The following is a 23844-nucleotide window of genomic DNA, read 5'->3' as shown; positions in this document are numbered from 1 at the left end:
ATAAGGCGCTTATTCGCTGGGGTCCGCGGTAGCGCGGATGCTGATCGGCACTGACAAAAAAGCCGCCCGTTTCCGGGCGGCTTTCGAAGTATCACAAGGCGAGAGCCTCGGATTAACGCGAATAGAATTCGACGACCAGGTGCGGTTCCATGACGACGGCGTAAGGCACGTCGGAAAGAACCGGAACGCGGACGAAGGTCGCGACCATCTTGTTGTGATCGGCTTCGATGTAGTCCGGAACGTCGCGTTCAGCGAGCGAAACCGATTCGAGAACGGTTACGAGCTGCTTGGACTTTTCCTTGACTTCGATGACGTCGCCCGGCTTGCAACGGTAGGAACCGATGTTGACGCGGACGCCGTTGACCTTGACGTGGCCGTGGTTGACGAACTGACGGGCAGCAAAGACCGTCGGAACGAACTTGGCGCGGTAGACGATCGCGTCGAGGCGCGATTCGAGCAGGCCGATCAGGTTTTCCGGGGTGTCACCCTTGCGGCGGTCAGCTTCGGCGAAGATCGCGCGGAACTGCTTCTCGCGGATGTCGCCGTAGTAGCCCTTGAGCTTCTGCTTGGCGCGCAGCTGTACACCGAAATCCGAGAGCTTGGACTTGCGGCGCTGGCCGTGCTGGCCCGGGCCGTATTCGCGGCGGTTTACCGGGGACTTCGGACGGCCCCAGATGTTTTCGCCCATACGACGGTCAATTTTGTACTTGGACGATTCGCGCTTGCTCATCGCATTTCCTTTCAAACAGTTACACCGGCCTGTTTCCAAACCGGATCAAGGAAACACGCCCTCCTCTGAACCCATTTTCGGGGCTCTGACAGGTTTCTCACGATCACGCAGACGGAGAAGCCACGGGACATGTCAAATGAAACACCGGACATTTCTGCCCGGCGTTGGGGCGGCTTTAGTGGGTCCGGCTGCTGTTGTCAAACGAAATCGTGACAAACAGCCGTTGATCAGGCCGGATCACTCGGTGGCGCTTGCTCCAACGAAATCAGCAGTTTCCTGAGGAGCGCCGCCAGCGCCGTGCGGTCTTGCTTGCTCAGCACCTCGAGGTAGCGCGACTCGCTCGCCATGTCGGCGCGAAAGGCGGTTTCCGCAAGGGCTATTCCCTTTTCCGTCAGCCCGACGACGCTGCTGCGGCCGTCGGACGCCGAGCGTTCCCGCTGGATCAATCCTGCCTTCTGCAGCCGATCGAGCCGGTGCGTCAGTCCACCGGACGAAATCATCAGCAGCGTATAGAGATCCGTCGGCGTCAGCCGGTAAGGCGGGCCGGATCGCCGCAGCGTCGAGATCACGTCGAACTCGCCGCGGTCGATGCCGAAAGAGGCGAAGGTCTCCTCGATCGAGGGGCGCACCAGATTGGAAAGCCGGTATGCGCGCCCGAGGATGGCCATAGGCTCGGTATTCAGGTCGGGCAGTTCGGCCGCCCACTGCGCTTGCAGACGGTCCACATGGTCCCTTCCCTCATTCTCATTCTGCATCGTTCACCTCGGTATCGTCAATATATCTTGACGAGAAGATAGTTTCGGATAATATCTTCTCGTGAAGATAATTCATTCCCGTTGGGAAGCCAACCCGGACGACGATGGAGGCCAGCATGTTTCATGTCATTCCCCTTACAGAACAGAAGCAGAGCCCAAACCGCACGATCCTGTTTGAAGGTGGGCAATTCGGTACGCCGATCTCGCTGTTCCTGATGGATGCCGAGCCTGGCCAGGGGCCTGCCCTTCACGTTCATCCCTATCCGGAAACATGGATCGTGCACTCGGGCGAAGCGGAGTTCACCGTCGGAGAGCAGAAGATCATGGGTAAGGCCGGCGATATCATCGTCGTCGATCCGGAGACGCCGCATCGCTTCGTCAATACCGGCACCGGCCGCCTGCAGATGACCTGCATCCACGCGTCCGATCACGTCATCCAGGAATGGGTCTGACGCCACGACACCGTAACGCGCCAGCGCCGTCTGAGCGTGGTCGGAATAGCTGATGCCTTTACGCGAAAGGTCGAGGTTCACTCCGCCGCAGCGGCAGCCGCAGCCGTCACATCCGGCCCGTTGGCGTCGCCTGGAGCGGTCTCGCTGCCAAGGTCCGGGAACGCGACGATGCGCTTTCCGGCAAAATCCGCATGGATGACGATCAACCCATGCTCCTCGAAGTAGCCGAGCAGACGGCGGGCCCGCCTTGCGGAGTGCGTGCCATAGGCGCGCGCGATCATCGCGTCGGAAGGGCACGGCAGGCCGCGGACGGCCGCCTGCGCCATCATCAGGAACACGGCCTGCAAGTCCTCGGTAACGCGATCGGCAAGCTGCAAGGCCTGCGCCCAGGTTTCTGTTGCCGCCGTCTCCGCGTCGATGCCGGAGCGCGCGACGGCCATCTTGCGGCGGAAGGCGCTCAGCGACAGGGCTGCACCGGATGGCAGCCGACGAATGCGGCATCGCACCAGAAAATCCTGGAACAGTTCTGCATCGGGGCGGAAGGCTGCTTCCGGATTGCTGAGGATTTCGACAAAGACGCTGTCGAGCAGGCTCTCTTTTTCCTCGGCGGAAAGTTCCGGCTGCGCCTGCCTTGCCTCGACCGGCGCGGCAGGCTCGGGCCGCGGGCGGGAGAGCTCGGCTAGGATGTCGGTCGTCGGGCGCGGCGGCGCAACGGCGCGGCGCATGATCGGCCGCGTCAGCTCCTCCGGATCCGGCGTGAAGATCAGATCCTCGACGTCCTGCGGCGCCTCGGGCAGCGGCATCAGCTTCGGGCTCGTCGAGCGCGCCGAGGTCTCGACCGCGCCGATCGTCACCTTGAGCGGCCGGCGCGACAGCGCCGGGCCAAGCGCCACGAAAGAACCGCGCTTGAGGTCGCGGAACATTTCCGCCGTGCGCCGGTCCATACCGAGCAGATCGGCTGCGCGCAGCATGTCGATGTCGAGGAAGGTGCGGCCCATCAGGAAGTTCGAGGCTTCCGCCGCCACGTTCTTGGCGAGCTTCGCCAGGCGCTGCGTGGCGATCACTCCGGCAAGGCCGCGTTTGCGGCCGCGGCACATCAGGTTGGTCATGGCGCCGAGCGAAATCTTGCGCACCTCTTCGGTGACGTCGCCGGCAACCGACGGCGCAAACATCTGCGCCTCGTCGACGACGACCAGCACCGGATACCAGAACTCGCGATCCGCATCGAACATAGCGTTCAGGAACACGCCGGCATTGCGCATCTGCTGCTCGATATCGAGACCTTCAAGCGAGAGCACGCAGGAAACACGATGCTGGCGGATGCGGTTGGCAATGCCGATCAGCTCGGCGTCGGTGCGCTCACCCTCGACAACCACATGGCCGAACTTGTCGGCGAGCGTGACGAAGTCGCCCTCGGGATCGATGATGCATTGCTGCACCCAGGGTGCGGACTGTTCCAGCAGCCGGCGCAACAGATGCGACTTGCCCGAACCGGAATTGCCCTGCACCAAGAGACGGGTGGCCAGAAGCTCCTCGATATCGAGCGAGGCCGATGTCCCTTCGGACGTCGCTCCCATGTCGATGCCGACCTTCATTTCCACCTCGTCATGTTAAATCTTACGCAGGTCCGGATGCGATACCGTTGCGCACTGTGCCTGAATACTCTTGATTGATTCGCGATCACGCGGAGACCGCCTATCGGGCGACACCTAGCACGGATTTCCCGGAAATCCTGCCGTCGGCGCACATAACCCACAGGGAATACGCTTTGGAAAGTCTCCTCGGAAAAGAACCAGCTGTAGACTCTGGATGTCACAATATAAAGTTGAATGTCGTACTTTTGCGAGAAGGCACGGACGTCCATATGCGATTTGGTCGAAGCGATTTGCCGGGGCAGGAATGCAGCACCACGAAACAGCGCAGCAGATGGAACTGAACAATCTCGATCGCCGTATGCGCGATGCTTACAAGGACACGCTACGGGTCGCCTCGAAAGACGACGCCGAACGCGCCAGCCGCATGCGCTTTCGCGCCGCCTGCGTGCTAGCTGTTCTGATCGGCCTGTTGCTGGCGATCTTCTTTTAAAGCGCCGTGCCGGCCATAGGAACGCATGAACAGGGCACTACCCGATCGCTTCGGCATGCCCTGCTCGCTTTTCCCCGATGGCATCAAGTGCCACCGTCAGGCCAAAGCCCTGCATCAGCCGCCGGGTGGCGAAATCCGGTCTGCCGGAGGTGAAGATCGCCGGGTCCTGGCCGTTCAGCGGCTCGAAGCCGTTCGGTTGCGGCACGAGCGAGCGCGCGCGCCGGGCAATCGCTTCGGCCGGATCCAGCCAGTCGACCGGCCAGGGTGCCAGCCTGCGGAAGACGTTCGCCATGAAGGGATAGTGGGTGCAGGCAAGCACGACGATATCGGTCTTCCTGCCGTCCATCTCGACGAAACACGGTGCGATCTCGGCTAGTACCGTTTCGTCGTCCAGTTTCTCGCCGCGGATATAGGCCTCCGCCATCTTGGCGAGGTTCTCGGAGCCGACGAGCCGCACATGGCATTGGCTGGCGAAGGACTGGATGAGATCGCGCGTATAGGCCCGCTTGACAGTACCCGGGGTTGCCAGCACCGAAACGAGGCCGGAGCGTGTGCGCTCTGCCGCCGGCTTGATCGCGGGCACCGTGCCGACAAAGGTCATCTGAGGAAAGGCCGCGCGCAGATCGGCTCCGACCAGCGTGAAGGCTGTGTTGCAGGCGATCACGCAAATTTCCGGATCATGCTCGGAAAGCAGCCGGCCGAAGAGCGCGATCACGCGCTCTTTCAGCGCCGCCTCTTCCCAGCCGCCATAGGGAAAGCCGGCATCGTCGGCGACATAGATGAAATGCCGCTCGGGCATCAGCACCCTCGCCTCACGCAGCACGGTCAAGCCACCGATGCCGCTGTCGAAGACGAGGATGGGTTTCAGTTCACTCGCTGTCACCTTTGTCTCGCGCTTTCCTGCTGTGTTCACCCGGAGCGCCGGAGCCGCGCGGGTTTTCCCGCGTGAACCGGTCGAGCGAAGAAATGACGCCGCGCAGCACCTGGATTTCGGATTCGGTAAAGGACGGCCTGGTCAGAACCGCGCGCAGGTTCTCGACCAATTTCGGCTTTTTGTCGGCGGAGCGGAAGTAGTTGCGCGCCTCAAGCGCTTCCTCGACATGTTCGAACAGACCCTGCAGGTGTTCCTTGGTCGCCGGCCGCTGCTCGATCGCCTGGAACGAGGTCTGGTCCTCAGACTCCATGCCGGTCTTCAGCCACTCATAGGACATCAGAAGCACGGCCTGGGCGAGATTGAGCGAGGCGAAAGCGGGATTGACCGGAAAGGTCACGATCTCGTCGGCCAGAGCCACCTCTTCGTTGGTGAGGCCCGTGCGCTCGCGTCCGAACAGGATGCCGGTTTTCTCTCCGGTCTGGAAGCGCTGGCGGAGCGTGCGCGCCGCGACGATCGGCGAACGCACCGGCTTGTAGCCATCGCGGTCGCGGGCGGTCGTGGCATAGACGAAGTTGAGATCGGCGATCGCCTCTTCGACCGAACCATAGAGCTTGGCAGCGTCGATCACGTGGTCGGCACGGCTTGCGGCTGATCGTGCCTTTTCGCTCGGCCAGCCGTCGCGCGGATTGACGAGCCGAAGCTCCGCCAGGCCGAAATTCGCCATCGCGCGGGCGACCATACCGATGTTTTCGCCGAGCTGCGGATAGGCGAGAATGATCGCCGGTCCTTCCGCCAGAAGTTCGCGCTCGCTGTTCGTTCCTGCCATTTCCTTAGCCTTCGCCTTTCGTTCGGCGTTTCCCTTGCACAAATGCGGGCGAAATTAAAGTCCACTACAAATGAAGCCGGTTGAGAGACACCCCGATCATTTCCAGACCAAGCTCCGCATCGTCCTTCGAAATCGGCAGGTGGCGATCGACCGGCGCACCGATCCGGCCGACCTGGTAGAAATAGGCCGAGGCCTTGTCGCGCACCGTCTGGACGAGCGCGAGATTGGCGTCGATGTCTGCCTTGAAATCGGTTCCTTCCAGCGCCGCATCCGTGCCGACACGCCGCGCGAAAACCCGTGCCCAGTAGGTGCAGGCCATGAAGATCGCCAGCGCCTGGCGCACATGACCGGGACGCGTCACCAACTGCCAGGGAAGCCCGAGCGGCTTTGCGGCGGCGGCCAGGTCACGATAGGCGCGGTCGAGCGCCTGCGAGCGGGTAATGAGCACCAGACCCGATGCCCCGTCCCGCGCCGCCTGCAGCAGGCCCTTGAGTTCGTCGCACCAGGTTGCGACGGCGGCATCGAGCGTCGTGCGGGTGCGCGTCGGAAACACGACGAAGGCGACCGCAGCACCGGCGATCGAGCCGATCATGGTTTCCTCCAGGCGCAGTTGCAGCAGATGCGGGCTCAGCACGCCCATCAGGCTATAGACCAGCGACAGAACGACGGAGATGAAGAAGGTCATCGTCGCATAGGAGACGGCGAGGAAATAGAAGGCGAGAAAGACGCAAAGTGCGCTGAGCGGCAGCACCAGGTAGATATTGCCGGCTACCAGCGTGCCGACGATGATGCCGACCACAATGCCAAACAGGGTGCCGGCCGAGCGCTGCAGCGCCTTGACCGCCGTATCGCCGCGCGAGCGCGTGTTGGTGAAGACGAGAAACGCCGCAAGCACCGCCCAGAACCAACGTTCCCGCGACAGCATCAACCCGAACACCATGGCGATGCCCGAAGCGAGCGTGATCTGGATCGCCGCCTTCAAGGCCGGATCGTTCAGCGACGGCCTCCAGCGGGCGGCAATGCCGCTCAAGTGCAGTGGCGGCTCTTCCAGATCGGCCGGCGTCAGCTTTGCAAGGCTTCGGGCGAGCCTTTGCCGGACGTTGCGCAGCCACAGCAGCGCCTTCACCGTTTCTTCGCGGCGCGGAGCGGCATCGCCGAGCCGCGTGATCTCCGCGTCGATCCGCTCGCCGTCGCGCGCCACCATCGCCTCCACCAGTGCCGGCGGCGGCATCGATTGGAAGCTGACGACCATCACGCTTTCGGCCGCAAGATGTAGGTCGAAGAGGTTGATGACGAGGTCGGAGGTCGTAAGGCCGGGCTGCGGTTCCGGCCGCCGGTTTTCCGTCGGAATGAAGCTTTCCGCCATCAGCACCGCTTCCTTCAGCCGCTCTTCGGCCGCATGCAGCTGACGACGATCGGCCGGTGACAGAACGGGCTTGCGGGCGATCTCCGCCAGTTGCAGCAGCATCTGATCGACGCGACGCTGCACGCTTGCGGTTGCGCGCAGGAGGTCGCGATAGCGATCATCCGGCAACAGCCGCGTGCGGACGAGATGCGCGACGGTGGCCGAGACCGCCGCCCCGAAGAACAGGGCCGGCAACTGATCGAGCGTTGGCCTCAGATAGGCGCCGGTGAAATAGGACATGAAGGCGAACATGCCGACGGCAAAACCTCGGGGGCCGAAGGAGCGGCCATAGACCGCGAGAAAGATGATCAGCAGGAAGACGACGTCGGAAACGTAGCGGTGATTCTCGAGAACCGACGCAAGCCCGACCATCGAAACGCCGACGAGGACGGCGATGATGCGGGTGAGCCGCTGGCCGGCAATGGTGCGATCGCGCACCGCCAGTCCCCCTTCGATCGACAGCGACGCCGCAAGTCCGAAGGCGGCCGGCGGCAGCGGTGCGACGAGGTAATGAAACGCCATCAGCAGCAGGATGGAAACGACGATCGTCGCGGTGATGCGCGAAGCCTGCCGCAGGCGGGAGAAGGCCGGATCGTTGGCAAGAAGCCAATCGCGCATACGGGAACGAAGTGCCATCGGAAGCCTTTGCCTGTCCCGCGGCCGCCTGTGGACGCGCGCCGCTTTCGCCGGTTCTTCCTGCATAGCGGCAGACGCGATCTTTGCAAGGCCGGCGCGACGAAAGCAGGCGTCGAAAAGCGGTGGCGAAGAGCCGCCCGAGGTCCGTCTCCACCTCCATCCAAAGTTTCAGCCAAGCATGCTTTGCCTTGTCGGTTCTGAGTGCTATAGGGCACAGGATTTTTCAGAGAGGAAGGGACATCGCTCCCGCTGTCCCGCATAAGCTACGAGGCATATTCATGGCAAAGATCAAGGTCGCCAATCCGGTCGTCGAACTCGACGGCGATGAGATGACCCGCATCATCTGGCAGTTCATCAAGGACAAGCTGATCCATCCCTACCTCGACGTCGATCTGGAATATTACGACCTCAGCGTCGAAAACCGCGATGCTACTGAAGACCAGGTAACGATCGACGCCGCCAACGCGATCAAGAAGCACGGCGTCGGCGTCAAGTGCGCCACGATCACGCCGGATGAAGCCCGCGTCGAGGAGTTCAAGCTGAAGAAGATGTGGAAGTCGCCGAACGGCACGATCCGCAACATCCTCGGCGGCGTCATCTTCCGCGAGCCGATCATCTGCAAGAACGTTCCGCGCCTGGTTCCGGGCTGGACCAAGCCGATCATCGTCGGCCGTCACGCCTTCGGCGACCAGTACCGCGCCACCGACTTCAAGTTCCCGGGCAAGGGCAAGCTGACGATGAAGTTCGTCGGCGAAGACGGCAAGGAAATCGAATACGACGTCTTCGACGCACCGTCGGCCGGCGTTGCCATGGGTATGTACAACCTGGACGATTCGATCACCGAATTCGCGCGCGCTTCGTTCAACTACGGTATCCAGCGCAAGGTTCCGGTGTACCTGTCGACCAAGAACACCATCCTCAAGGTCTATGACGGTCGCTTCAAGGACATCTTCCAGCAGGTGTTCGACGCCGAGTTCGCCGACAAGTTCAAGGAACTGAAGATCTGGTACGAACACCGCCTGATCGACGACATGGTCGCTTCGGCTCTGAAGTGGTCCGGCGGCTACGTCTGGGCGTGCAAGAACTACGACGGCGACGTGCAGTCCGACATCGTCGCCCAGGGCTTCGGCTCGCTCGGCCTGATGACCTCGGTTCTGATGACGCCGGATGGCAAGACGGTCGAAGCCGAAGCCGCGCACGGCACGGTTACCCGCCACTACCGCCAGCACCAGAAGGGCGAAGAAACTTCGACCAACTCGATCGCCTCGATCTTTGCCTGGACCCGTGGTCTCGCTCATCGCGCCAAGCTCGACGGCAATGCCGAACTCGCAAAGTTCTCCGAAACGCTTGAGAAGGTCTGCGTCGACACCGTCGAAGCCGGCTTCATGACCAAGGACCTGGCGCTCCTCATCGGTCCCGATCAGCCGTGGCTCTCGACCACCGGCTTCCTCGACAAGATCGACGAGAACCTGCAGAAGGCCATGGCTGCCTGATAGGCTCCAGTCCCAGAGACAACGAAACCCGGCCTCGCGCCGGGTTTCTTTTTTGGACCAATGAAAATTCCGGAACGCATCGGCGCCGGACTGCAGCCGGTACTCGCACGACTTCAAGGCGAGCGCGGCCATGCTACCGGCAGCGACTGCTAGAACATGTCGCGGCTGCTGCTGCGCGGATCGTCGCTGACGATATGCGGGTCGTAGATCCCGCCTCTCGCGCTCCGGCGCCATGGCCGGGCCGGATCGACGGGGTCCCTGCCGATATCCGCCACGACGATCGATGGTCCATCCCCGCTGCATCGGACCGCCCATTGCCCGTCGGGCGAAACAATCCCTGAAGGAGCCGTCAGGCCGGTCTGCGCGAGAACCGCAAAACTCGCCCAATAGCGATTGATTGAAGCATGCCCCTGCACCTCGGCGGCAAAGGCAATGTCGTTCGCCAGAGCGCCGCCGGAGGTCGAAAATAGCACGCAATCGACGTTCAGCTGTTCGTATTCGATGAAAAGCTCGGGAAAGTGGCACTCGATGCCGAGCGCGCAGCCGAAGCGGACGCCGTCGACCTCGAACGCCAAAGGGATCGTTCCGGGCGTGTACATGAACGAGACCTTGGTGTTCGACAGCATGCGCTCGTCGTAGCGTGTCGCGACCGCCCCCTTGTCCGAGATCACATAGAGGCTGTTGTGCGGGCGATGCGGTTCGGTGAGCTTGTGAACGGATCCAAGGACCGTCCATAGGCCGAGGTCCCGCGCCAACGTCCGTATGGCATCAAGCTCTTTGCGCAGAACCGTCCACTCGAAACGGCGCCAATCGGACTGGCCTATTTCGCGCGGACCGATCGTCGACATGATGCGCTTGTTCGGAAAGCACGTCGCGCCCTCGGGGAAATGCAGCACCCGCGCCCCGGCCCGATGCGCCTCCCGCATCAGGTGTCGGATCCCTTCGCCGGCATGGTGAAGGGCCGCCGCATCGCGGGGATCGTCGAAATAGCCGGATTGCGCCACGGCCAGGCGCAGCAATCTTGGTTGCGCCACCAAGTCTTCCGCCGACGCCTGGCGAAGATGCATGAGTGCAGTTGTATAGGATTCGCCGGTCTTGGCGGCACGGGCGCGAACGCGCCGTTTGAAATTTCGGTTTTCAGTCATCACAGGGCCTTTCGCGTCTCGGGCAAGTTCCCCAGCAACCGGACCCGAAACGGTGGGACCGAGATTGCGACCCGAGACTGAAGTCCCTTTGCCTCCGTGAAAGGATCGTGCTGGGGACGATCTTTGGAGGTTCGGCGCAGGCCACGCCGAACCAAAAGGTGCCGCTCGGACACTGATTCGTCAATTGCGGGTGTGTGCTCGGGTGTCTGTCACTTCAAAGGCAGATAGATCTCGCTCAAGAGTTCGGTCGGCGCAACTTCGCGGGGATTGTTGAGATATTTCTCGAACATCAGGCTGTCGCGGATATCGCGGCCGGACTGCGGCAGCCATGTGCCGTAGAGCCATTGGTAGGCCTTCGGCATATCCGCGTAAGGGCCTTTGTGGCGAAGCACCGCATAGCGGCCGCCGTCGAGATGCTGCGGGATCAACGGCGCCTCCGCCGGCATCGGTCCGCGCGCGCTGACGCAGGCAAAGGAGCGCAGTTTTTCCGCGGGCACCAGTTCCGGATCGTCGAGGTAGATGCCGATCATCTCCATGTCCGGCCGGAACAATTGCCGTGAAAAGAGGGTGCCATAGAGCGTCTCGAACGCCTTGCCGATCTCCATATAGGAGCCGGTGTGGGCGACGCCGACGAGGTCGAAGGCTTCGACGTCCTTCAGGGTGACTTCATACATGTCTGGAATTCCTTCCGTTGAAGCGGTTTCAAAGGCGACATGGCTCCCTTCCTTGCGGTATCGCGCCGGCGGCAGCCCATAGGCGGCCTTGAAGGTGCGGTTGAAGGATTGCAGATTGGGATAGCCAGAGCGCTGCGCGATCGTTTCGACAGGAAGATCGGTCTGGGCGAGATCGGCCGCTGCCCGCTGCAGCCGCAGCCGCTTCACCGTTCCTGCCAGCGTCTCGCGGTGAACGGCCCGGTAGATCCGGTGCCAATGGTGCGGCGACAGACAGGCAATCTCGGAAAGGCGATCAAGGTCGAGATCGCCGTCGAGATGACCGTAGATATAGTCGCTGACCCGGTGCAGACGCCGTTCATAGGTCGCCCACGCTACCCGCTCTTCCATGTCCAACCTTTCGCGCTTTGCTCACGGATGGGTAGACCATAGATCAATTTGACAAATCCTGCGGAGTTGCGGGCGTGCTTCGACAGAGATTTGTACGAGCCTTCCGCGCTATAGGACCCCAGAACGGTGCCTTGGCCAGCAATCACGTTTCGGTTTGACCGTCCGAGGCGCCGAGGCTCTGTTCGTGTGGGCTGGTGATCCGGCCGGGTATGACACGCACGACCGGAGGGGGCTCGCGGGACCGCGAGCGTGAAGCTACACAAGCCCTGCCCGATGCAAACAAAAAGGGCGCCGCAACGGACGCCCCTTTTCCTATTCTGCTGCGGGTAACAATCAGCCGGCGAGTGCGACGGCCACCGCTTCGATCGCTTCGGCCGCCTTGTCGCCATCCGGACCGCCGGCCTGGGCCATGTCGGGACGGCCGCCGCCGCCCTTTCCGCCGAGAGCGGCGGATGCGACGCGAACGAGGTCAACGGCGCTGAGCTTCGAGGTCAAGTCGTCGGTCACGGCAACGACCGCGCTTGCCTTGCCATCGCCGGAAACGCCGACGAAGGCAACGACGCCGGAGCCGAGGCTCTTCTTGCCGTCATCGGCCAGGCTCTTCAGATCCTTGGGCTCGACGCCCGAAACGACCTTGCCGAGGAAGCGAACGCCGGCGATTTCGCGGGCGGCATCGGCCGGACCCGCTTCGCCGCCACCACCGAGTGCCAGCTTCTTCTTGGCCTCAGTCAGCTCGCGTTCCAGCTTGCGGCGCTCGTCGAGCAGCGCCTCGACGCGGCCGAGCACGTCGCCCGGCTGAACCTTCAGCGTGTTGGCGAGCGTCTTCACGCGCTCGTCCTGCTCGTTCAGATAAGCGCGTGCCGCTTCACCGGTCAGCGCCTCGAGGCGACGAACGCCGGCGCCGACGGCGCTTTCCGAGACGACGCGCACCAGGCCGATGTCACCGGTGGCAGACACGTGCGTGCCGCCGCAGAGTTCGACGGAATAAGCGCGGTTGGCCTTGGAGCCGTGGATGCCGCGACCCATCGAGACGACGCGAACCTCATCGCCGTACTTCTCGCCGAAGAGCGCCATCGCACCTTCGGCAATCGCATCATCGACGCTCATCAGACGCGTGGTCACCGGCGTGTTCTGGACGATGATCTCGTTGGCCATCTCTTCAACGACCTTCAACTCCTCCGCCGTCATCGGCTTCGGATGAGAAACGTCGAAGCGCAGGCGTTCCGGCGCTACCAGCGAGCCCTTTTGGGCCACGTGGGTGCCAAGCACTTCGCGAAGGGCCTCATGCAGCAGGTGCGTTGCCGAATGGTTGGCGCGCAGGCGCGAGCGGCGGGCGTGATCGACGTCGAGCTGGGCGGCGTCGCCGGTCTTGACCGTGCCTTCGGCCACGGTCGCGAAGTGGACGAAGAGCCCCTCGCCGCGCTTCTGCGTGTCGGTGACGGTGAGCTTGCCGCTTTCCGTCGTGATCGTGCCGGTATCGCCCATCTGGCCGCCCGATTCGCCGTAGAACGGCGTCTGGTTGAGCACCACCTGGACGGTGTCGCCCTTGGCGGCGGTTGCTACGACAGCGCCATCGCGCACGATCGCCTGGATCACGCCCTCGGCGGTCTCGGTGTCATAGCCGAGGAAATCGGTCGCGCCGTGCTTTTCCTTGAGCTCGAACCAGATGGTCTCGGTCGCAGCTTCACCGGAACCGGCCCAGTTGGCGCGGGCTTCGGCCTTCTGGCGCTCCATGGCAACCGAGAAGGCGTCGGTGTCGACGGTGATGCCCTTGGCGCGCAGCGCGTCCTGGGTCAGGTCGAGCGGGAAGCCGTAGGTGTCGTAGAGCTTGAAGGCGGTTTCACCGTTGAACTGGTCGCCTTCAGACAGATCGGCAGACGCGTCGGACAGCAGATTGAGACCGCGCTCCAGGGTCTTGCGGAAACGGGTTTCCTCTAGCTTCAACGTCTCGGAGATCAGCGCTTCCGCGCGCACCAGTTCCGGATAGGCGCGGCCCATCTGGCCGACGAGTGCCGGCAAGAGCTTCCACATCAACGGATCCTGGGCGCCCAGCAGCTGGGCGTGACGCATCGCACGACGCATGATGCGGCGAAGCACGTAGCCGCGGCCTTCGTTCGACGGCAGCACGCCGTCGGCGATCAGGAAGGCGGACGAACGCAGGTGGTCGGCAATGACGCGATGGCTGGCGCGACGGTCGCCCTCAGCCTTGACGCCGGTCGCTTCTTCCGAAGCCGCGATCAGCGCGCGGAAGAGGTCGATGTCGTAGTTGTCGTGCTCGCCCTGGAGAACGGCTGCGAGACGCTCGAGGCCCATGCCGGTATCGATCGACGGACGCGGTAGGTTGACCCGCTCTTCCTTGGTGATCTGCTCGTACTGCATGAAGACGAGGTTCCAGATCTCGATGAAGCGGTCGCCGTCTTCGTCGGCCGAGCCCGGAGGTCCGCCCCAGATATGGTCGCCGTGGTCGTAGAAGATTTCCGAGCACGGGCCGCAGGGGCCGGTATCGCCCATGGCCCAGAAGTTGTCACTGGTCGGGATGCGGATGATGCGGTCGTCGGAGAAACCGGCGATCTTCTTCCAGAGATCGAAGGCCTCGTCGTCGGTGTGGTAGACCGTGACCAGCAGGCGCTTGGCGTCGAGGCCATACTCCTTAGTGATCAGGTTCCAGGCGAGCTCGATCGCGTTCTCCTTGAAGTAATCGCCGAAGGAGAAGTTGCCGAGCATTTCGAAGAAGGTGTGGTGACGCGCGGTGTAGCCGACATTGTCGAGGTCGTTGTGCTTGCCGCCGGCGCGAACGCACTTCTGCGCCGTAACGGCCGTCGAATAGGGACGCTGCTCCAGGCCGGTGAAGACGTTCTTGAACTGCACCATGCCGGCATTGGTGAACATCAATGTCGGGTCATTGCGCGGCACCAACGGGCTCGACGACACGACCTCGTGACCGTTCCTGCGGAAATAGTCGAGAAAGGTCGACCGGATTTCATTCACGCCGCTCATCTTGCGTCCTATTCTTAAGCACCGATTCCGGCCCGGGTACGGCCCATGCCGCGCCACTAAGCCATTGTCCCTAAACCCTGCGGCCACCCGTGGTGACCGCACCCTCCAACGCGCTGGGTCGCCGGAACCAAAGGCTTTTATCGCTCACATATCCGACTGTCCAGACGCCAGCAAAAAACCGGCCGCCCACGGGACGACCGGTTTTCTGGTAACCTCAGTGGGCCGAGCGGCTTATGCTTCCGGCGGCTCGTCACCGTCGTCCGCTTCCGGACCGCCATTCTCGAGGAACCGATCAGCGATCAGGCCGGCGTTCTGGCGCAGCGCCGTCTCGATTTCGCGCGCGAGATCCGGATTGTCGCGCAGGAACGTCTTGGCGTTCTCGCGGCCCTGGCCGAGACGCTGGCTGTTGTAGGAGAACCAGGCGCCAGACTTTTCGACGATGCCGGCCTTGACGCCGAGGTCGACCAGTTCGCCGGTCTTCGATACGCCCTCGCCATACATGATGTCGAATTCGACCTGCTTGAAGGGAGGCGCCATCTTGTTCTTGACGACCTTGACGCGGGTCTGGTTGCCGACGACCTCTTCGCGCTCCTTGACCGAGCCGATGCGGCGGATGTCGAGGCGAACCGAGGCGTAGAACTTCAGCGCGTTGCCGCCGGTGGTGGTTTCCGGCGAACCGAACATCACGCCGATCTTCATGCGGATCTGGTTGATGAAGATGACCATGCAGTTCGACTTGGAGATCGACGCCGTCAGCTTGCGCAGCGCCTGGCTCATCAGGCGGGCCTGCATGCCCGGCAGGCTGTCGCCCATTTCGCCTTCGATTTCGGCGCGCGGCACGAGCGCGGCGACCGAGTCGACGACCAGCACGTCGATCGCGCCGGAACGCACCAGCGTATCGGTGATCTCAAGCGCCTGCTCTCCGGTGTCGGGCTGCGAGATCAGGAGGTTTTCGAGGTCGACGCCGAGCTTGCGGGCATAGACCGGATCGAGCGCGTGTTCGGCGTCGACGAAGGCGCAGATGCCGCCCTTCTTCTGTGCTTCGGCGACGGTCTGCAGCGCCAGCGTCGTCTTACCCGAGCTTTCCGGGCCGTAAATTTCAACAATGCGGCCCTTCGGCAGGCCGCCAATGCCGAGCGCGATGTCGAGGCTGAGAGAGCCGGTCGAAACCGTCTCGATCTCAATGATGCTGTCCTTCCCACCGAGCTTCATGATCGATCCCTTACCGAACGAACGTTCGATCTGGGAAAGTGCCGCTTCAAGTGCCTTGCTTTTATCCACCGATTTGTCCTCTACGAGCCGCAAAGAGTTTTGTGCCATTTGGTCCACCTTTAGGTTATTGAAGCTACCGAGGCAATGAAGCCGCCGCAGGAGTTTTTGTACATGTTTTGTTCCGTATTTGCAAGAGCGCGACAACACATTGAAAAACAATAGCTTTCAACGATACGTTCGATTCTTGTTCACGGAACGAAACCAGAGTTTTCGAATGTTGGCGCAAGCCCTTCGAACCTGCCCGGCAAGGGTCGGCCGATTCGCCTGCGCATGAGACTTTGAGCAGGTCGGGCGCGTGGCGCTTTGCGACGCGGCATTGCAGGATGCCAACAGATATTCGGCCGATCGGCCAAGCAGAGGAACATTCATGACGCAAGCTGACATCGCCGTTTTCGGTGGCGCGCATATCGACAGGCGCGGCCGTATATCGGGAACGACAGCGCCCGGGTCGAGCAATCCGGGAAGCTGGTTCGAAGAAGCGGGCGGCGGTGGTTTCAATGCCGCGCGCAACCTGGCGCGGCTTGGCCACAGCGTGCGCATGATCAGCACCCGCGGCGGTGATGCGGCCGGCGAGATGGTGACCGCAGCCGCGGCCGCCGCTGGCGTCATCGACAGTCCCCTGACCTTTCTTGACCGCCAGACGCCGAGCTATACGGCGATCCTCGAAAACGACGGCAATCTGGTGATTGCGCTCGCCGACATGGAACTCTACCGGCTGTTCTCGCCACGGCAGTTGCAGCGGCGGGCGCTCCGCGAGGTCATCGCCGCGAGCAAGCTGGTGCTGACCGACGCCAACCTGCCGGAAGAAACGATCGCCGCACTTGCCCAGTCGGCTGCCGGCAACGGCCGCCTCGTCGCCGGGATCGCTGTTTCGCCGGCCAAGGTCATCCGCTACCGGCCGTGCCTCTCGCATCTCTCGTTCCTGTTCATGAACGAATCCGAGGCGCGGGCGCTGACCGGCAAGGAGGCGGCCGAGGCGGAAGAATGGCCGGCCCTGTTGCGCGGTCTGGGCATCAACGGAGGCGTCGTGACCCGGGGCGGCCGTACGGTCGTTGCCTTCGAGGGCGATAGCGCCTGTGTCGTCGTGCCGCCGGCCCTGCCCGCCCTTGCCGACGTCACCGGCGCTGGCGACGCGCTCGCCTCCGGCTTCCTTTCCGCCCGCCTTGCCGGCCGCAACATCGCCGATTGCCTGCGGCACGGCATCGCAGCCGCCGGTTTGACGTTGCGTTCTCCCTTGGCCGCATCCGAAGAGATGTCCGCGGCCAATCTCGAACAGGCGCTGGCCCTTGTGCCCGCGCCCCAAATGCTGTCATGACATTTGCCAGCAGAACTCCCAAGGAAAGACCATGACCAAACCCGCTTCCCCCTTCCTGCCGATGGAATATTCCGACGAGGTCGCAGCCGCCAAGGCGCGTGGCGCGCCGATCGTGGCACTGGAATCGACCATCATCACCCATGGCATGCCCTACCCGGGCAACCTGAACATGGCCCGCAGCGTTGAAGCGATCATCCGCGAACAGGGTGCCGTGCCGGCGACCATCGCCGTCATTCATGGCGTACTGCATATCGGCCTTGACGATGCCAAACTCGAAGAACTGGCCAAGACCCAGGGCGCGATGAAGGTCTCGCGCGCCGATCTCGCCTTCGCGATCGCCGAGCGCCGCACCGGCGCGACCACCGTCGCCGCGACGATGATCGCTGCTGCCCGCGCCGGCATCCGCGTCTTTGCGACCGGCGGCATCGGCGGCGTGCACCGTGGCGCCGAGCTCTCCTTTGACATCTCCGCCGACCTCGATGAACTCGCCCGCACCGGTGTCATCGTCGTCTGCGCCGGCGCGAAGGCGATCCTCGACATTCCGAAGACGCTCGAAGTGCTCGAGACCCGCGGCGTTCCGGTCGTCACCTATGACAGCGAAATCTTCCCGGCCTTCTGGTCGCGCGACAGCGGTCTCAAGAGCCCGCTGATGCTGAACAGCCCGGCCGCGATCGCCAACTTCCAGACCATGCGCGAGCTGCTCGGCGTCGAAGGCGGCATGCTGGTCGCCAATCCGGTTCCGGAAGCTGCCGAGATCCCGCGCGAAGAGATGGAGATCTACATCGCCCGGGCGCTCGACAATGCCGAGAACGACGAGATCACCGGCAAGGCGGTCACGCCCTATCTGCTCAGCAACCTCTTCGAAATGACCGAGGGCCGCAGCCTCGAGACCAACATCGCGCTGGTCGAGAACAATGCCCGGCTTGCCGGCGAGATCGCCGTCGCGTTGAACGTGAAGTAATCCGGTAAGAAACGGCGAGAAATAGAGAAGCCCGGCCCGCAAGCGCCGGGCTTTTTACATTGGCGAAGGCTGACGATGCGTTGGAAGTTTGATCAAGCACCTGATGTTGCCTGCGTTACCTGCCGCTCGTGGTCGCGATGGCGGAGGTCGTCGAGCGCCACACCGACCTCGACGAGATCGCCGATCTTCCTCCCGGCTGGTCGGCAACGCGCGCCTCGGCCAACGGGCCTTGGTCAAGGCAGCAGAACAACTAGGGGCGGAAGCCTAACGTACCCAGCGCCGGACCCCGGTCGATATTCCCTGGCGTTTAAAGGTCCTAGGAATCGAGCATTTCGCGCACGGATACCGCCAGCTGCTTCAGCGAGAACGGTTTGGGCAGGAAGCCGAACTTGGCATCCGCCGGCAGGTTGCGGGCAAAGGCGTCTTCGGCATAGCCCGAGACGAAGATGAACTTCAGGTCCGGGTATTTCTTGCGCAGTTCGGTCAGGAGCGTCGGTCCGTCCATTTCCGGCATCACCACGTCGGATACGACGATATCGACGGCGCCGTTGAGCTCGTCCATGATGTCGAGCGCCTCGACGCCGGAGCCCGCTTCGTAGACGGTGTAGCCGCGCGTTTCCAGCATGCGCTTGCCGCCGCGGCGAACAGCCTCCTCGTCCTCGACGAGCAGCACGACTGCCGAATCTCCGGTGAGATCGGTCGGCTCCTCGGTCTTGACCACGGGAGCCGCTATCGTCTGCACCACCGGCGCAGCAACGGTTCCGGTGCCTGCCTGCGCGGGCTCCTCGGGCGCAACCGGCACCTCGATATGGCGCGGCAAGAGGATGCGGAAGGTCGTGCCCTTGCCCACTTCCGATTCCGGATAGATGTAGCCGCCCGACTGCTTGACGATGCCATAGACCATCGACAGGCCGAGACCGGTGCCCTTGCCCACTTCCTTGGTCGTGAAAAACGGCTCGAAGATTTTGTCGAGGATTTCGGGCGCAATACCTGTTCCCTGGTCGGAAACTTCCACCATCACGAAGTCTTCGTCCGGCAGCTCACGGCGTCCGAAGGCCGAAACCTCCGCCGCCGGCAGATTGCGGGTGCGAAGTGTAATGATGCCGCCTTGGGGCATGGCGTCGCGGGCGTTGACCGCGAGGTTCAAAAGCACCTGTTCGAACTGGCCGAGATCGGTCCGGACCGGCCAGAGATCGCGACCATAGTCGACCTCGACCTTGACGTTCGTTCCGGTCATGCGGTCGACCAGCATGCGCAGGTCGCCGATCACGTCGGTCATGTTGAGCACCGTCGGCCGCATCGTCTGCTTGCGCGAGAAAGCAAGCAGCTGCCGCACGAGAACAGCGGCACGGTTGGCGTTGCGCTTGATCTCCATCAGGTCGGCGAAGCTCGGGTCGGCCGGCCGGGCAGACAGAAGCAGGTGGTCGGAGGACAGCAGGATCGCCGTCAGCACGTTGTTGAAGTCGTGCGCGATGCCGCCGGCAAGCGTGCCCACGGCGTTCATCTTCTGCGTCTGCGCCATCTGGTTTTCGAGCGCTTTCTGCTCGGTAATCTCCAGCGCATAGATGATCGCCGCTTCCTCCGGCGCCTGATCGGTCTGGTCGATCACGGCATTGACGTAGAAGCGGAAATGGCGCTCGCCATCGGTCGGGTGCAGCGCGTCGATCGGCGCGATGTCGCCCTGCCGGTCCTTGGCGGCCGCCAGCGCGTCGTGCAGGCGAAGCTTCTCGGTTTCGTGCACCACGGCATCGATCAGCGCGCCGCGCTCGACGTCGTCCTGCGAGACGAGACCGGAAAACAGCTTCAGGAACGGCGCGTTGGTGCGCAGGATCCGGCCATTGCCATCGACCGAGGCGATCGCCATCGGCGTATTGTTGAAGAAGCGGGTAAAACGCATCGCTGCGCTCGACGCCGACTGGTCGCTGTCCTCGCCGCCCTCGCGCGACATGACGATGGTGCGGCTTTCGCCGGGCGCGCCGTCGCGGGTCGAGGAGACACGGTGGATCATGCGCACCGGCAGGCTCTGGCCGTTCAACTTGCGCAGGTCGAGGTCGAGCATCTTGGTCTTCTTCAGACCCGGTTCGGCCTGCACCGCCTGGACGAGCGTCAGCCCCTCACCGGCCACCAGATCGCCAATACTTATCGAGCCCGGCTGGAACTTGGTGAGATCGATGCCGAGCCAGTCGGCAAGCGTGGCGTTGATATAGAAGATCTCGCCCTTGCGGCCGGCGGAGAAGAAGCCGGCGGGTGCGTGATCAAGATAATCAATCGCGTTCTGCAATTCCTTGAAGAAGCGCTCCTGGTCATCGCGTTCGGCAGTGATGTCGGCGATCTGCCAGAGATAGAGCGGATTGCGCTCGCTGTCTTCGAGCGGCAGCACGCGTGCCTTCAGCCGGAACCAATGGGCGCCGGAGCCGGTGGCCGCACCGGTCGCAAGCGGCTTCAGCAGGCGGAATTCCTCATGCCCCTGCTTGCCCTCGTGCAGGCCGTTGGTCAGCCGGTAGATTGCTTCCGTCGCCTCGCGATTGCGCGACAGGATCGTTTCGAGCGATTGGATGCCGGCAGCGTTCCTCGCGCCCGTGAGCGCGCCATAGGCGGCGTTGGCGTAGATGATCCGGCCCTTCCGGTCCGTGACGATCGTGCCATCCTCATGCGCATCGAGAAAGGCGCGCGCCAGTTCGTCCGGGCGCGATTGCGGCATCACCTCGATGAAGCCGATGACCGAGGACACGAGAAAGAAGATGCCGACCATGGCGAGAACGCCGAGGATGCCGAGCACGATCTCGTTTTCCATCTGGTTCCGGAAGATCACGAAGGCGATGGCCGAGACGGTGAGGACGATCGCGAGCAGCACGATCCGCAGCACGGTTCCGGGCCTGACGCCACGGTCAACAACCGGCATCTGGTAGTCGCCTGACTGCCGCAATTTCGTCATCGGGTCCTCTTACGCGGCCGGCGCCGCGCGCGGCGCGGCCCAGCCCTTCCGGCCGGCATCCGCTCAAACCGCCGGGCAAAATCGGCCATAGCCGACACGCCCTCGATCATTCGGACAAGAATCATCTTTAACAATCAGAGATAACAGCAAAAAGCACCTGTGCGGAAGCATTCGAGCCAATTCACAGGGAATGTCGGCGAAGTGCTTGTCCGAGCCCGAAAAAAGCCGTCAAATACTGGCACTCGAAAGGCAGAAGGAGTTCACCCTATGATGGAAACGATCATCGCCGACAACGGCAGCCGGTTCGTCATCGCCGCTGCAGCGGTCGCGATTGGACTTTTGTGCCTCGTGGCCGTGCTCTGGATCATGCGCAACCGTCCTTCCTCGCCATTCATCCGTGGCGGCAAGAACCGCCAGCCGCGCCTGGCCGTGCTCGATGCTGCCGCTGTGGACACCCGGCGCCGTCTCGTGCTCGTGCGCCGCGACGATGTCGAGCACCTGATCATGATTGGCGGGCCGACGGATATCGTCATCGAAAGCCGGATCGTCGCCGGCGGCGACGAGCGCCCGGCCGTCAGCGAACGCTCAGCTGTCATCGAACGCAAGGTGGCCGAACCGGTGGCTGAAAGCCGTCCGGCAGTCAGGGAACCCGTTCAGCAGCCCGCGCCGACAATGCAGGCCGAACCCGTCGTCGCGACGCCGGTTCGCCCCATCACCCGGACAGAGGAACAGCCGGTCGCTCGCGTCGAGCCGGTGGCGCCCATGCGCGTTACGGCCGAACAGCGCCCGGTGGCAGCACCTGCCCTTGCTGCAGAGCAGCGCCCTCTCGCTCGCCCTGTCGCCCAGCCCGCACCCGAGAGCCCGTCTATCACCTCCGTCGCAGCACCCGCGGTCAACGTCGATGCAGCCATGAACCGCCCTGTGGCAATGGCGCAGGCTGTACAGCCGCAACCCATTCAGATGCAGCCGGCCCAGCAGCTTCAGCGCCCCGCAGCGATCATCCAGTCGCAGCCTCAGCTCCAACCGCAGCCGGCTCCTGCGACCGCCCTTTCTGATTTCGAGCGCCTTCTCGACGCGGAGATCACCGGCGACCTGCAGCGCCTGGGTCCGGCAACATCGGTCACTCCGGAAAACCGTGCGCCGGCCCATTCCGGCCGTCAGGAGCCGACGCTTGGCGCGCCTGTCGCCGACGGCGGTCATAAGGAGCCGACAATCGAAGAAGAGATGAACCGCATGCTGGCCGACATTTCCGCCGGGCGAAAGCCCTGATTGCCGCATTGGCCTGGCGGCGACGTCAGGCATCGCGACGGCAGCGAGATACTTGTCTGAGCCCAGGCATCGAAGCGAAGAGCCGCTTCGTTGCTTCGGAATAAATTCGGGACAACGGAAAAAGGCGCGGTTTGACCCGCGCCTTTTTTCAGACTGTTACGAAAGCCCGAAAGCTTATTCGTCCCGGTAGACCTTTTCCCGCCGCTCGTGGCGCTCCTGCGCCTCGATCGAGAGGGTCGCGATCGGACGGGCGTCCAGTCGCTTCAGGCCGATCGGCTCGCCTGTTTCTTCGCAGTAGCCGTAGGTACCTTCGTCGAGACGCTGCAACGCCGCATCGATCTTGGAGATCAGCTTGCGCTGGCGGTCCCTGGCTCTGAGCTCGATTGCCCGATCAGTTTCGGAAGAAGCCCTGTCTGCGAGATCCGGATGATTGGCGCTCTCCTCTGCCAAGTGATCCAGTGTCTCGCGTGCCTCGCGAAGGATGTCGTTTTTCCAAGCGTTCAACTTGGCCCGGAAGTACGCCCGGTGGTTGGCATTCATGAATTCATCGTCCTCGGAAAGGACGAAGGTACTAAGATCGATCTTCTCACTCAACGCGATTCTCCTGAAGAACATCTCATTGCGGCGGTGTATAGACCTATGGAAGCCGTGATTCAAGCCTCGCAACAGACACTCAACCGTATTTTAATGTTGCTAGCGTTTCAGGCTAACTGACGAATATTTCATCAAAATTACACATCGGATCTTGATTTCCAACTTGCGCCCACCGAAGCCGCCGCCTCTGCTCGCTGAAAAGTGACAATGACGTGTTTGCGCCATTTTACCGTCCATTCACGACCGCGGCAAAGCGCAGCACCGGCAGTCCCCGAAAAAATCACGGCGGCCAGCTTGATCTTTATGGTGCGTGCGGGGAAAGGTGACGGTCTGCCGGCCGACATGAAAGCCGGCAAAATTCTACCCTGTCGCTGCAACCGGCAGGCAACGCCGGAACCGATCGATGCAAGACAGCGCCCCCAAGGCTCTCCGCCTCTACCTCCTGCGGCACGCCCGTTCCGGCTGGGCCCTGCCGGGCCAACGCGATTTCGATCGGTCGCTGGACGAGGTCGGCTACATCGATGCGGAGCGGCTTGCCCAGACGGCCGCAGACCAGGGCATCCGCCCCGACCGCATCCTCTGTTCGACGGCGGTGCGCTGCCGCGAAACGGCCGAGCCGTTCTTCCGCACGGTCAGCGAAGAGCTGGATATCCGCTACATCGATGCGCTCTACTCCGGTCCGACGAGCATCTATCTCGACCTCATCGATGCGCACCGGCATGTAAACGCGCTGATGCTCGTCGGCCACAATCCGATGATCGAACAATTGCTCTGCAACCTGGTGGGCGACGAGGCCGCCCGCGAAGCGCTTCCCGATGGATATCCGCCGGCTGGCCTGGCCATTCTGGATCTGCCGTCTGACGCTGCCTCCGCCCGCCTGGTATCGCTGCTGTTGCCAACGCCATGAAGGCGCACCGTAAGAAGAATTGACACGTGCGCGTTGCGGCGCCGCAATTAGTGCCTATATCGCGGAGGCAGCCCGCAGCCGATCGTCGTTCGGCGGGCTTGACGATGCGAACGACCCCGGGAAACACGCCGC

19 protein-coding genes are annotated in these 23844 nt (G+C 62.9%); 7 read left to right on the top strand and 12 right to left on the bottom strand.

The features are described 5' to 3' along the window. Nucleotides 1-112 precede the first annotated feature (112 nt). The gene (gene rpsD, locus IB262_RS04115) at nucleotides 113-730 is read right to left on the bottom strand and encodes a 30S ribosomal protein S4 (RefSeq protein ID WP_034794529.1); all 618 of its coding nucleotides are present in this window, start codon (nucleotides 728-730) and stop codon (nucleotides 113-115) included. Nucleotides 731-957: 227 nt separating this feature from the next. Then, the gene (locus IB262_RS04110) at nucleotides 958-1485 is read right to left on the bottom strand and encodes a MarR family transcriptional regulator (protein ID WP_034794535.1); all 528 of its coding nucleotides are present in this window, start codon (nucleotides 1483-1485) and stop codon (nucleotides 958-960) included. A 116-nt stretch (nucleotides 1486-1601) separates the two neighbouring features. On the opposite strand from IB262_RS04110, the gene IB262_RS04105 reads away from it, so the two are divergent. Continuing rightward, nucleotides 1602-1937, top strand: a complete 336-nt coding sequence (locus IB262_RS04105; RefSeq protein WP_034794649.1) for a cupin domain-containing protein — start codon at nucleotides 1602-1604, stop codon at nucleotides 1935-1937. 77 nt (nucleotides 1938-2014) lie between these two features. On the opposite strand, the gene IB262_RS04100 is transcribed toward IB262_RS04105, so the two are convergent. After that, the gene (locus IB262_RS04100; protein WP_034794538.1) at nucleotides 2015-3532 is read right to left on the bottom strand and encodes an ATP-binding protein; all 1518 of its coding nucleotides are present in this window, start codon (nucleotides 3530-3532) and stop codon (nucleotides 2015-2017) included. A 304-nt stretch (nucleotides 3533-3836) separates the two neighbouring features. On the opposite strand from IB262_RS04100, the gene IB262_RS04095 reads away from it, so the two are divergent. After that, nucleotides 3837-4022 (top strand): hypothetical protein, encoded by a 186-nt coding sequence (locus IB262_RS04095; RefSeq protein WP_112770856.1) that lies wholly within the window; start codon nucleotides 3837-3839, stop codon nucleotides 4020-4022. Nucleotides 4023-4059: 37 nt separating this feature from the next. On the opposite strand, the gene murI is transcribed toward IB262_RS04095, so the two are convergent. From murI to IB262_RS04080, 3 genes are all read right to left on the bottom strand, one after another. Next, entirely contained in the window at nucleotides 4060-4905 is an 846-nt protein-coding gene (murI, locus tag IB262_RS04090; RefSeq protein WP_060600753.1) for a glutamate racemase, read from the bottom strand. After that, the gene (locus IB262_RS04085) at nucleotides 4892-5722 is read right to left on the bottom strand and encodes an RNA methyltransferase (RefSeq protein ID WP_060520734.1); all 831 of its coding nucleotides are present in this window, start codon (nucleotides 5720-5722) and stop codon (nucleotides 4892-4894) included. The genes murI and IB262_RS04085 overlap by 14 nt, the downstream gene beginning before the upstream one ends. Nucleotides 5723-5786: 64 nt before the next feature. Continuing rightward, nucleotides 5787-7763, bottom strand: a complete 1977-nt coding sequence (locus IB262_RS04080) for an FUSC family protein (protein WP_112976796.1) — start codon at nucleotides 7761-7763, stop codon at nucleotides 5787-5789. 278 nt (nucleotides 7764-8041) lie between these two features. Here IB262_RS04080 and IB262_RS04075 point away from each other — a divergent pair, with 278 nt between their 5' ends. Next, entirely contained in the window at nucleotides 8042-9256 is a 1215-nt protein-coding gene (locus IB262_RS04075; protein WP_043614565.1) for an NADP-dependent isocitrate dehydrogenase, read from the top strand. Between the two features lie 149 nt (nucleotides 9257-9405). Here the strand turns inward: IB262_RS04075 and IB262_RS04070 are convergent, their stop codons facing one another. From IB262_RS04070 to recA, 4 genes are all read right to left on the bottom strand, one after another. After that, on the bottom strand, nucleotides 9406-10401 hold the full coding sequence (locus IB262_RS04070; protein ID WP_112976749.1) for a carbon-nitrogen hydrolase family protein: 996 nt from the start codon (nucleotides 10399-10401) through the stop codon (nucleotides 9406-9408). A 209-nt stretch (nucleotides 10402-10610) separates the two neighbouring features. Beyond that, the gene (locus tag IB262_RS04065) at nucleotides 10611-11462 is read right to left on the bottom strand and encodes a GyrI-like domain-containing protein (RefSeq protein WP_112976750.1); all 852 of its coding nucleotides are present in this window, start codon (nucleotides 11460-11462) and stop codon (nucleotides 10611-10613) included. Between the two features lie 333 nt (nucleotides 11463-11795). Beyond that, nucleotides 11796-14459 (bottom strand): alanine--tRNA ligase, encoded by a 2664-nt coding sequence (alaS, locus tag IB262_RS04060; RefSeq protein WP_112976751.1) that lies wholly within the window; start codon nucleotides 14457-14459, stop codon nucleotides 11796-11798. 231 nt (nucleotides 14460-14690) lie between these two features. Beyond that, nucleotides 14691-15779 carry a recombinase RecA gene (gene recA, locus IB262_RS04055; RefSeq protein ID WP_043614579.1) on the bottom strand — a complete coding sequence of 363 codons (1089 nt, stop codon included), beginning with the start codon at nucleotides 15777-15779 and terminating at the stop codon, nucleotides 14691-14693. A 319-nt stretch (nucleotides 15780-16098) separates the two neighbouring features. Between recA and IB262_RS04050 the strand changes: the two genes are divergently transcribed. Both IB262_RS04050 and IB262_RS04045 read left to right on the top strand, forming a co-directional pair. Then, entirely contained in the window at nucleotides 16099-17046 is a 948-nt protein-coding gene (locus IB262_RS04050; protein WP_112976752.1) for a carbohydrate kinase family protein, read from the top strand. A 31-nt stretch (nucleotides 17047-17077) separates the two neighbouring features. Further along, the gene (locus IB262_RS04045; RefSeq protein ID WP_034794581.1) at nucleotides 17078-18007 is read left to right on the top strand and encodes a pseudouridine-5'-phosphate glycosidase; all 930 of its coding nucleotides are present in this window, start codon (nucleotides 17078-17080) and stop codon (nucleotides 18005-18007) included. 316 nt (nucleotides 18008-18323) lie between these two features. On the opposite strand, the gene IB262_RS04040 is transcribed toward IB262_RS04045, so the two are convergent. Continuing rightward, on the bottom strand, nucleotides 18324-20942 hold the full coding sequence (locus IB262_RS04040) for a PAS domain-containing sensor histidine kinase (RefSeq protein ID WP_090293870.1): 2619 nt from the start codon (nucleotides 20940-20942) through the stop codon (nucleotides 18324-18326). Between the two features lie 267 nt (nucleotides 20943-21209). Between IB262_RS04040 and IB262_RS04035 the strand changes: the two genes are divergently transcribed. After that, the gene (locus tag IB262_RS04035; protein WP_112976754.1) at nucleotides 21210-22211 is read left to right on the top strand and encodes a flagellar biosynthetic protein FliO; all 1002 of its coding nucleotides are present in this window, start codon (nucleotides 21210-21212) and stop codon (nucleotides 22209-22211) included. A gap of 174 nt (nucleotides 22212-22385) precedes the next feature. On the opposite strand, the gene dksA is transcribed toward IB262_RS04035, so the two are convergent. Further along, complete coding sequence (dksA, locus tag IB262_RS04030; protein ID WP_034794589.1) at nucleotides 22386-22805, bottom strand: RNA polymerase-binding protein DksA; 420 nt, start codon at nucleotides 22803-22805, stop codon at nucleotides 22386-22388. Between the two features lie 403 nt (nucleotides 22806-23208). On the opposite strand from dksA, the gene IB262_RS04025 reads away from it, so the two are divergent. After that, nucleotides 23209-23712 carry a histidine phosphatase family protein gene (locus IB262_RS04025; protein ID WP_112770860.1) on the top strand — a complete coding sequence of 168 codons (504 nt, stop codon included), beginning with the start codon at nucleotides 23209-23211 and terminating at the stop codon, nucleotides 23710-23712. Nucleotides 23713-23844: the final 132 nt, after the last annotated feature.

This window comes from Ensifer sp. ENS02, assembly GCF_014851885.1.
GTDB classification, from domain to species: Bacteria; Pseudomonadota; Alphaproteobacteria; order Rhizobiales; family Rhizobiaceae; genus Ensifer; species Ensifer adhaerens.
Note: the sequence above shows the minus strand (reverse complement) of the source record. Positions and strands in the feature narration are given on the sequence as shown.

What these genes read in the sequence shown, in the direction of transcription:
- rpsD (WP_034794529.1), bottom strand. Translation starts at nt 730, where the DNA reads ATGAGCAAGCGCGAATCGTCCAAGTACAAAATTGACCGTCGTATGGGC.
- IB262_RS04110 (WP_034794535.1), bottom strand. Translation starts at nt 1,485, where the DNA reads ATGCAGAATGAGAATGAGGGAAGGGACCATGTGGACCGTCTGCAAGCG.
- IB262_RS04105 (WP_034794649.1), top strand. Translation starts at nt 1,602, where the DNA reads ATGTTTCATGTCATTCCCCTTACAGAACAGAAGCAGAGCCCAAACCGC.
- IB262_RS04100 (WP_034794538.1), bottom strand. Translation starts at nt 3,532, where the DNA reads ATGAAGGTCGGCATCGACATGGGAGCGACGTCCGAAGGGACATCGGCC.
- IB262_RS04095 (WP_112770856.1), top strand. Translation starts at nt 3,837, where the DNA reads ATGCAGCACCACGAAACAGCGCAGCAGATGGAACTGAACAATCTCGAT.
- IB262_RS04085 (WP_060520734.1), bottom strand. Translation starts at nt 5,722, where the DNA reads ATGGCAGGAACGAACAGCGAGCGCGAACTTCTGGCGGAAGGACCGGCG.
- IB262_RS04080 (WP_112976796.1), bottom strand. Translation starts at nt 7,763, where the DNA reads ATGGCACTTCGTTCCCGTATGCGCGATTGGCTTCTTGCCAACGATCCG.
- IB262_RS04075 (WP_043614565.1), top strand. Translation starts at nt 8,042, where the DNA reads ATGGCAAAGATCAAGGTCGCCAATCCGGTCGTCGAACTCGACGGCGAT.
- IB262_RS04070 (WP_112976749.1), bottom strand. Translation starts at nt 10,401, where the DNA reads ATGACTGAAAACCGAAATTTCAAACGGCGCGTTCGCGCCCGTGCCGCC.
- IB262_RS04065 (WP_112976750.1), bottom strand. Translation starts at nt 11,462, where the DNA reads ATGGAAGAGCGGGTAGCGTGGGCGACCTATGAACGGCGTCTGCACCGG.
- alaS (WP_112976751.1), bottom strand. Translation starts at nt 14,459, where the DNA reads ATGAGCGGCGTGAATGAAATCCGGTCGACCTTTCTCGACTATTTCCGC.
- recA (WP_043614579.1), bottom strand. Translation starts at nt 15,779, where the DNA reads ATGGCACAAAACTCTTTGCGGCTCGTAGAGGACAAATCGGTGGATAAA.
- IB262_RS04050 (WP_112976752.1), top strand. Translation starts at nt 16,099, where the DNA reads ATGACGCAAGCTGACATCGCCGTTTTCGGTGGCGCGCATATCGACAGG.
- IB262_RS04045 (WP_034794581.1), top strand. Translation starts at nt 17,078, where the DNA reads ATGACCAAACCCGCTTCCCCCTTCCTGCCGATGGAATATTCCGACGAG.
- IB262_RS04040 (WP_090293870.1), bottom strand. Translation starts at nt 20,942, where the DNA reads ATGACGAAATTGCGGCAGTCAGGCGACTACCAGATGCCGGTTGTTGAC.
- IB262_RS04035 (WP_112976754.1), top strand. Translation starts at nt 21,210, where the DNA reads ATGATGGAAACGATCATCGCCGACAACGGCAGCCGGTTCGTCATCGCC.
- IB262_RS04025 (WP_112770860.1), top strand. Translation starts at nt 23,209, where the DNA reads ATGCAAGACAGCGCCCCCAAGGCTCTCCGCCTCTACCTCCTGCGGCAC.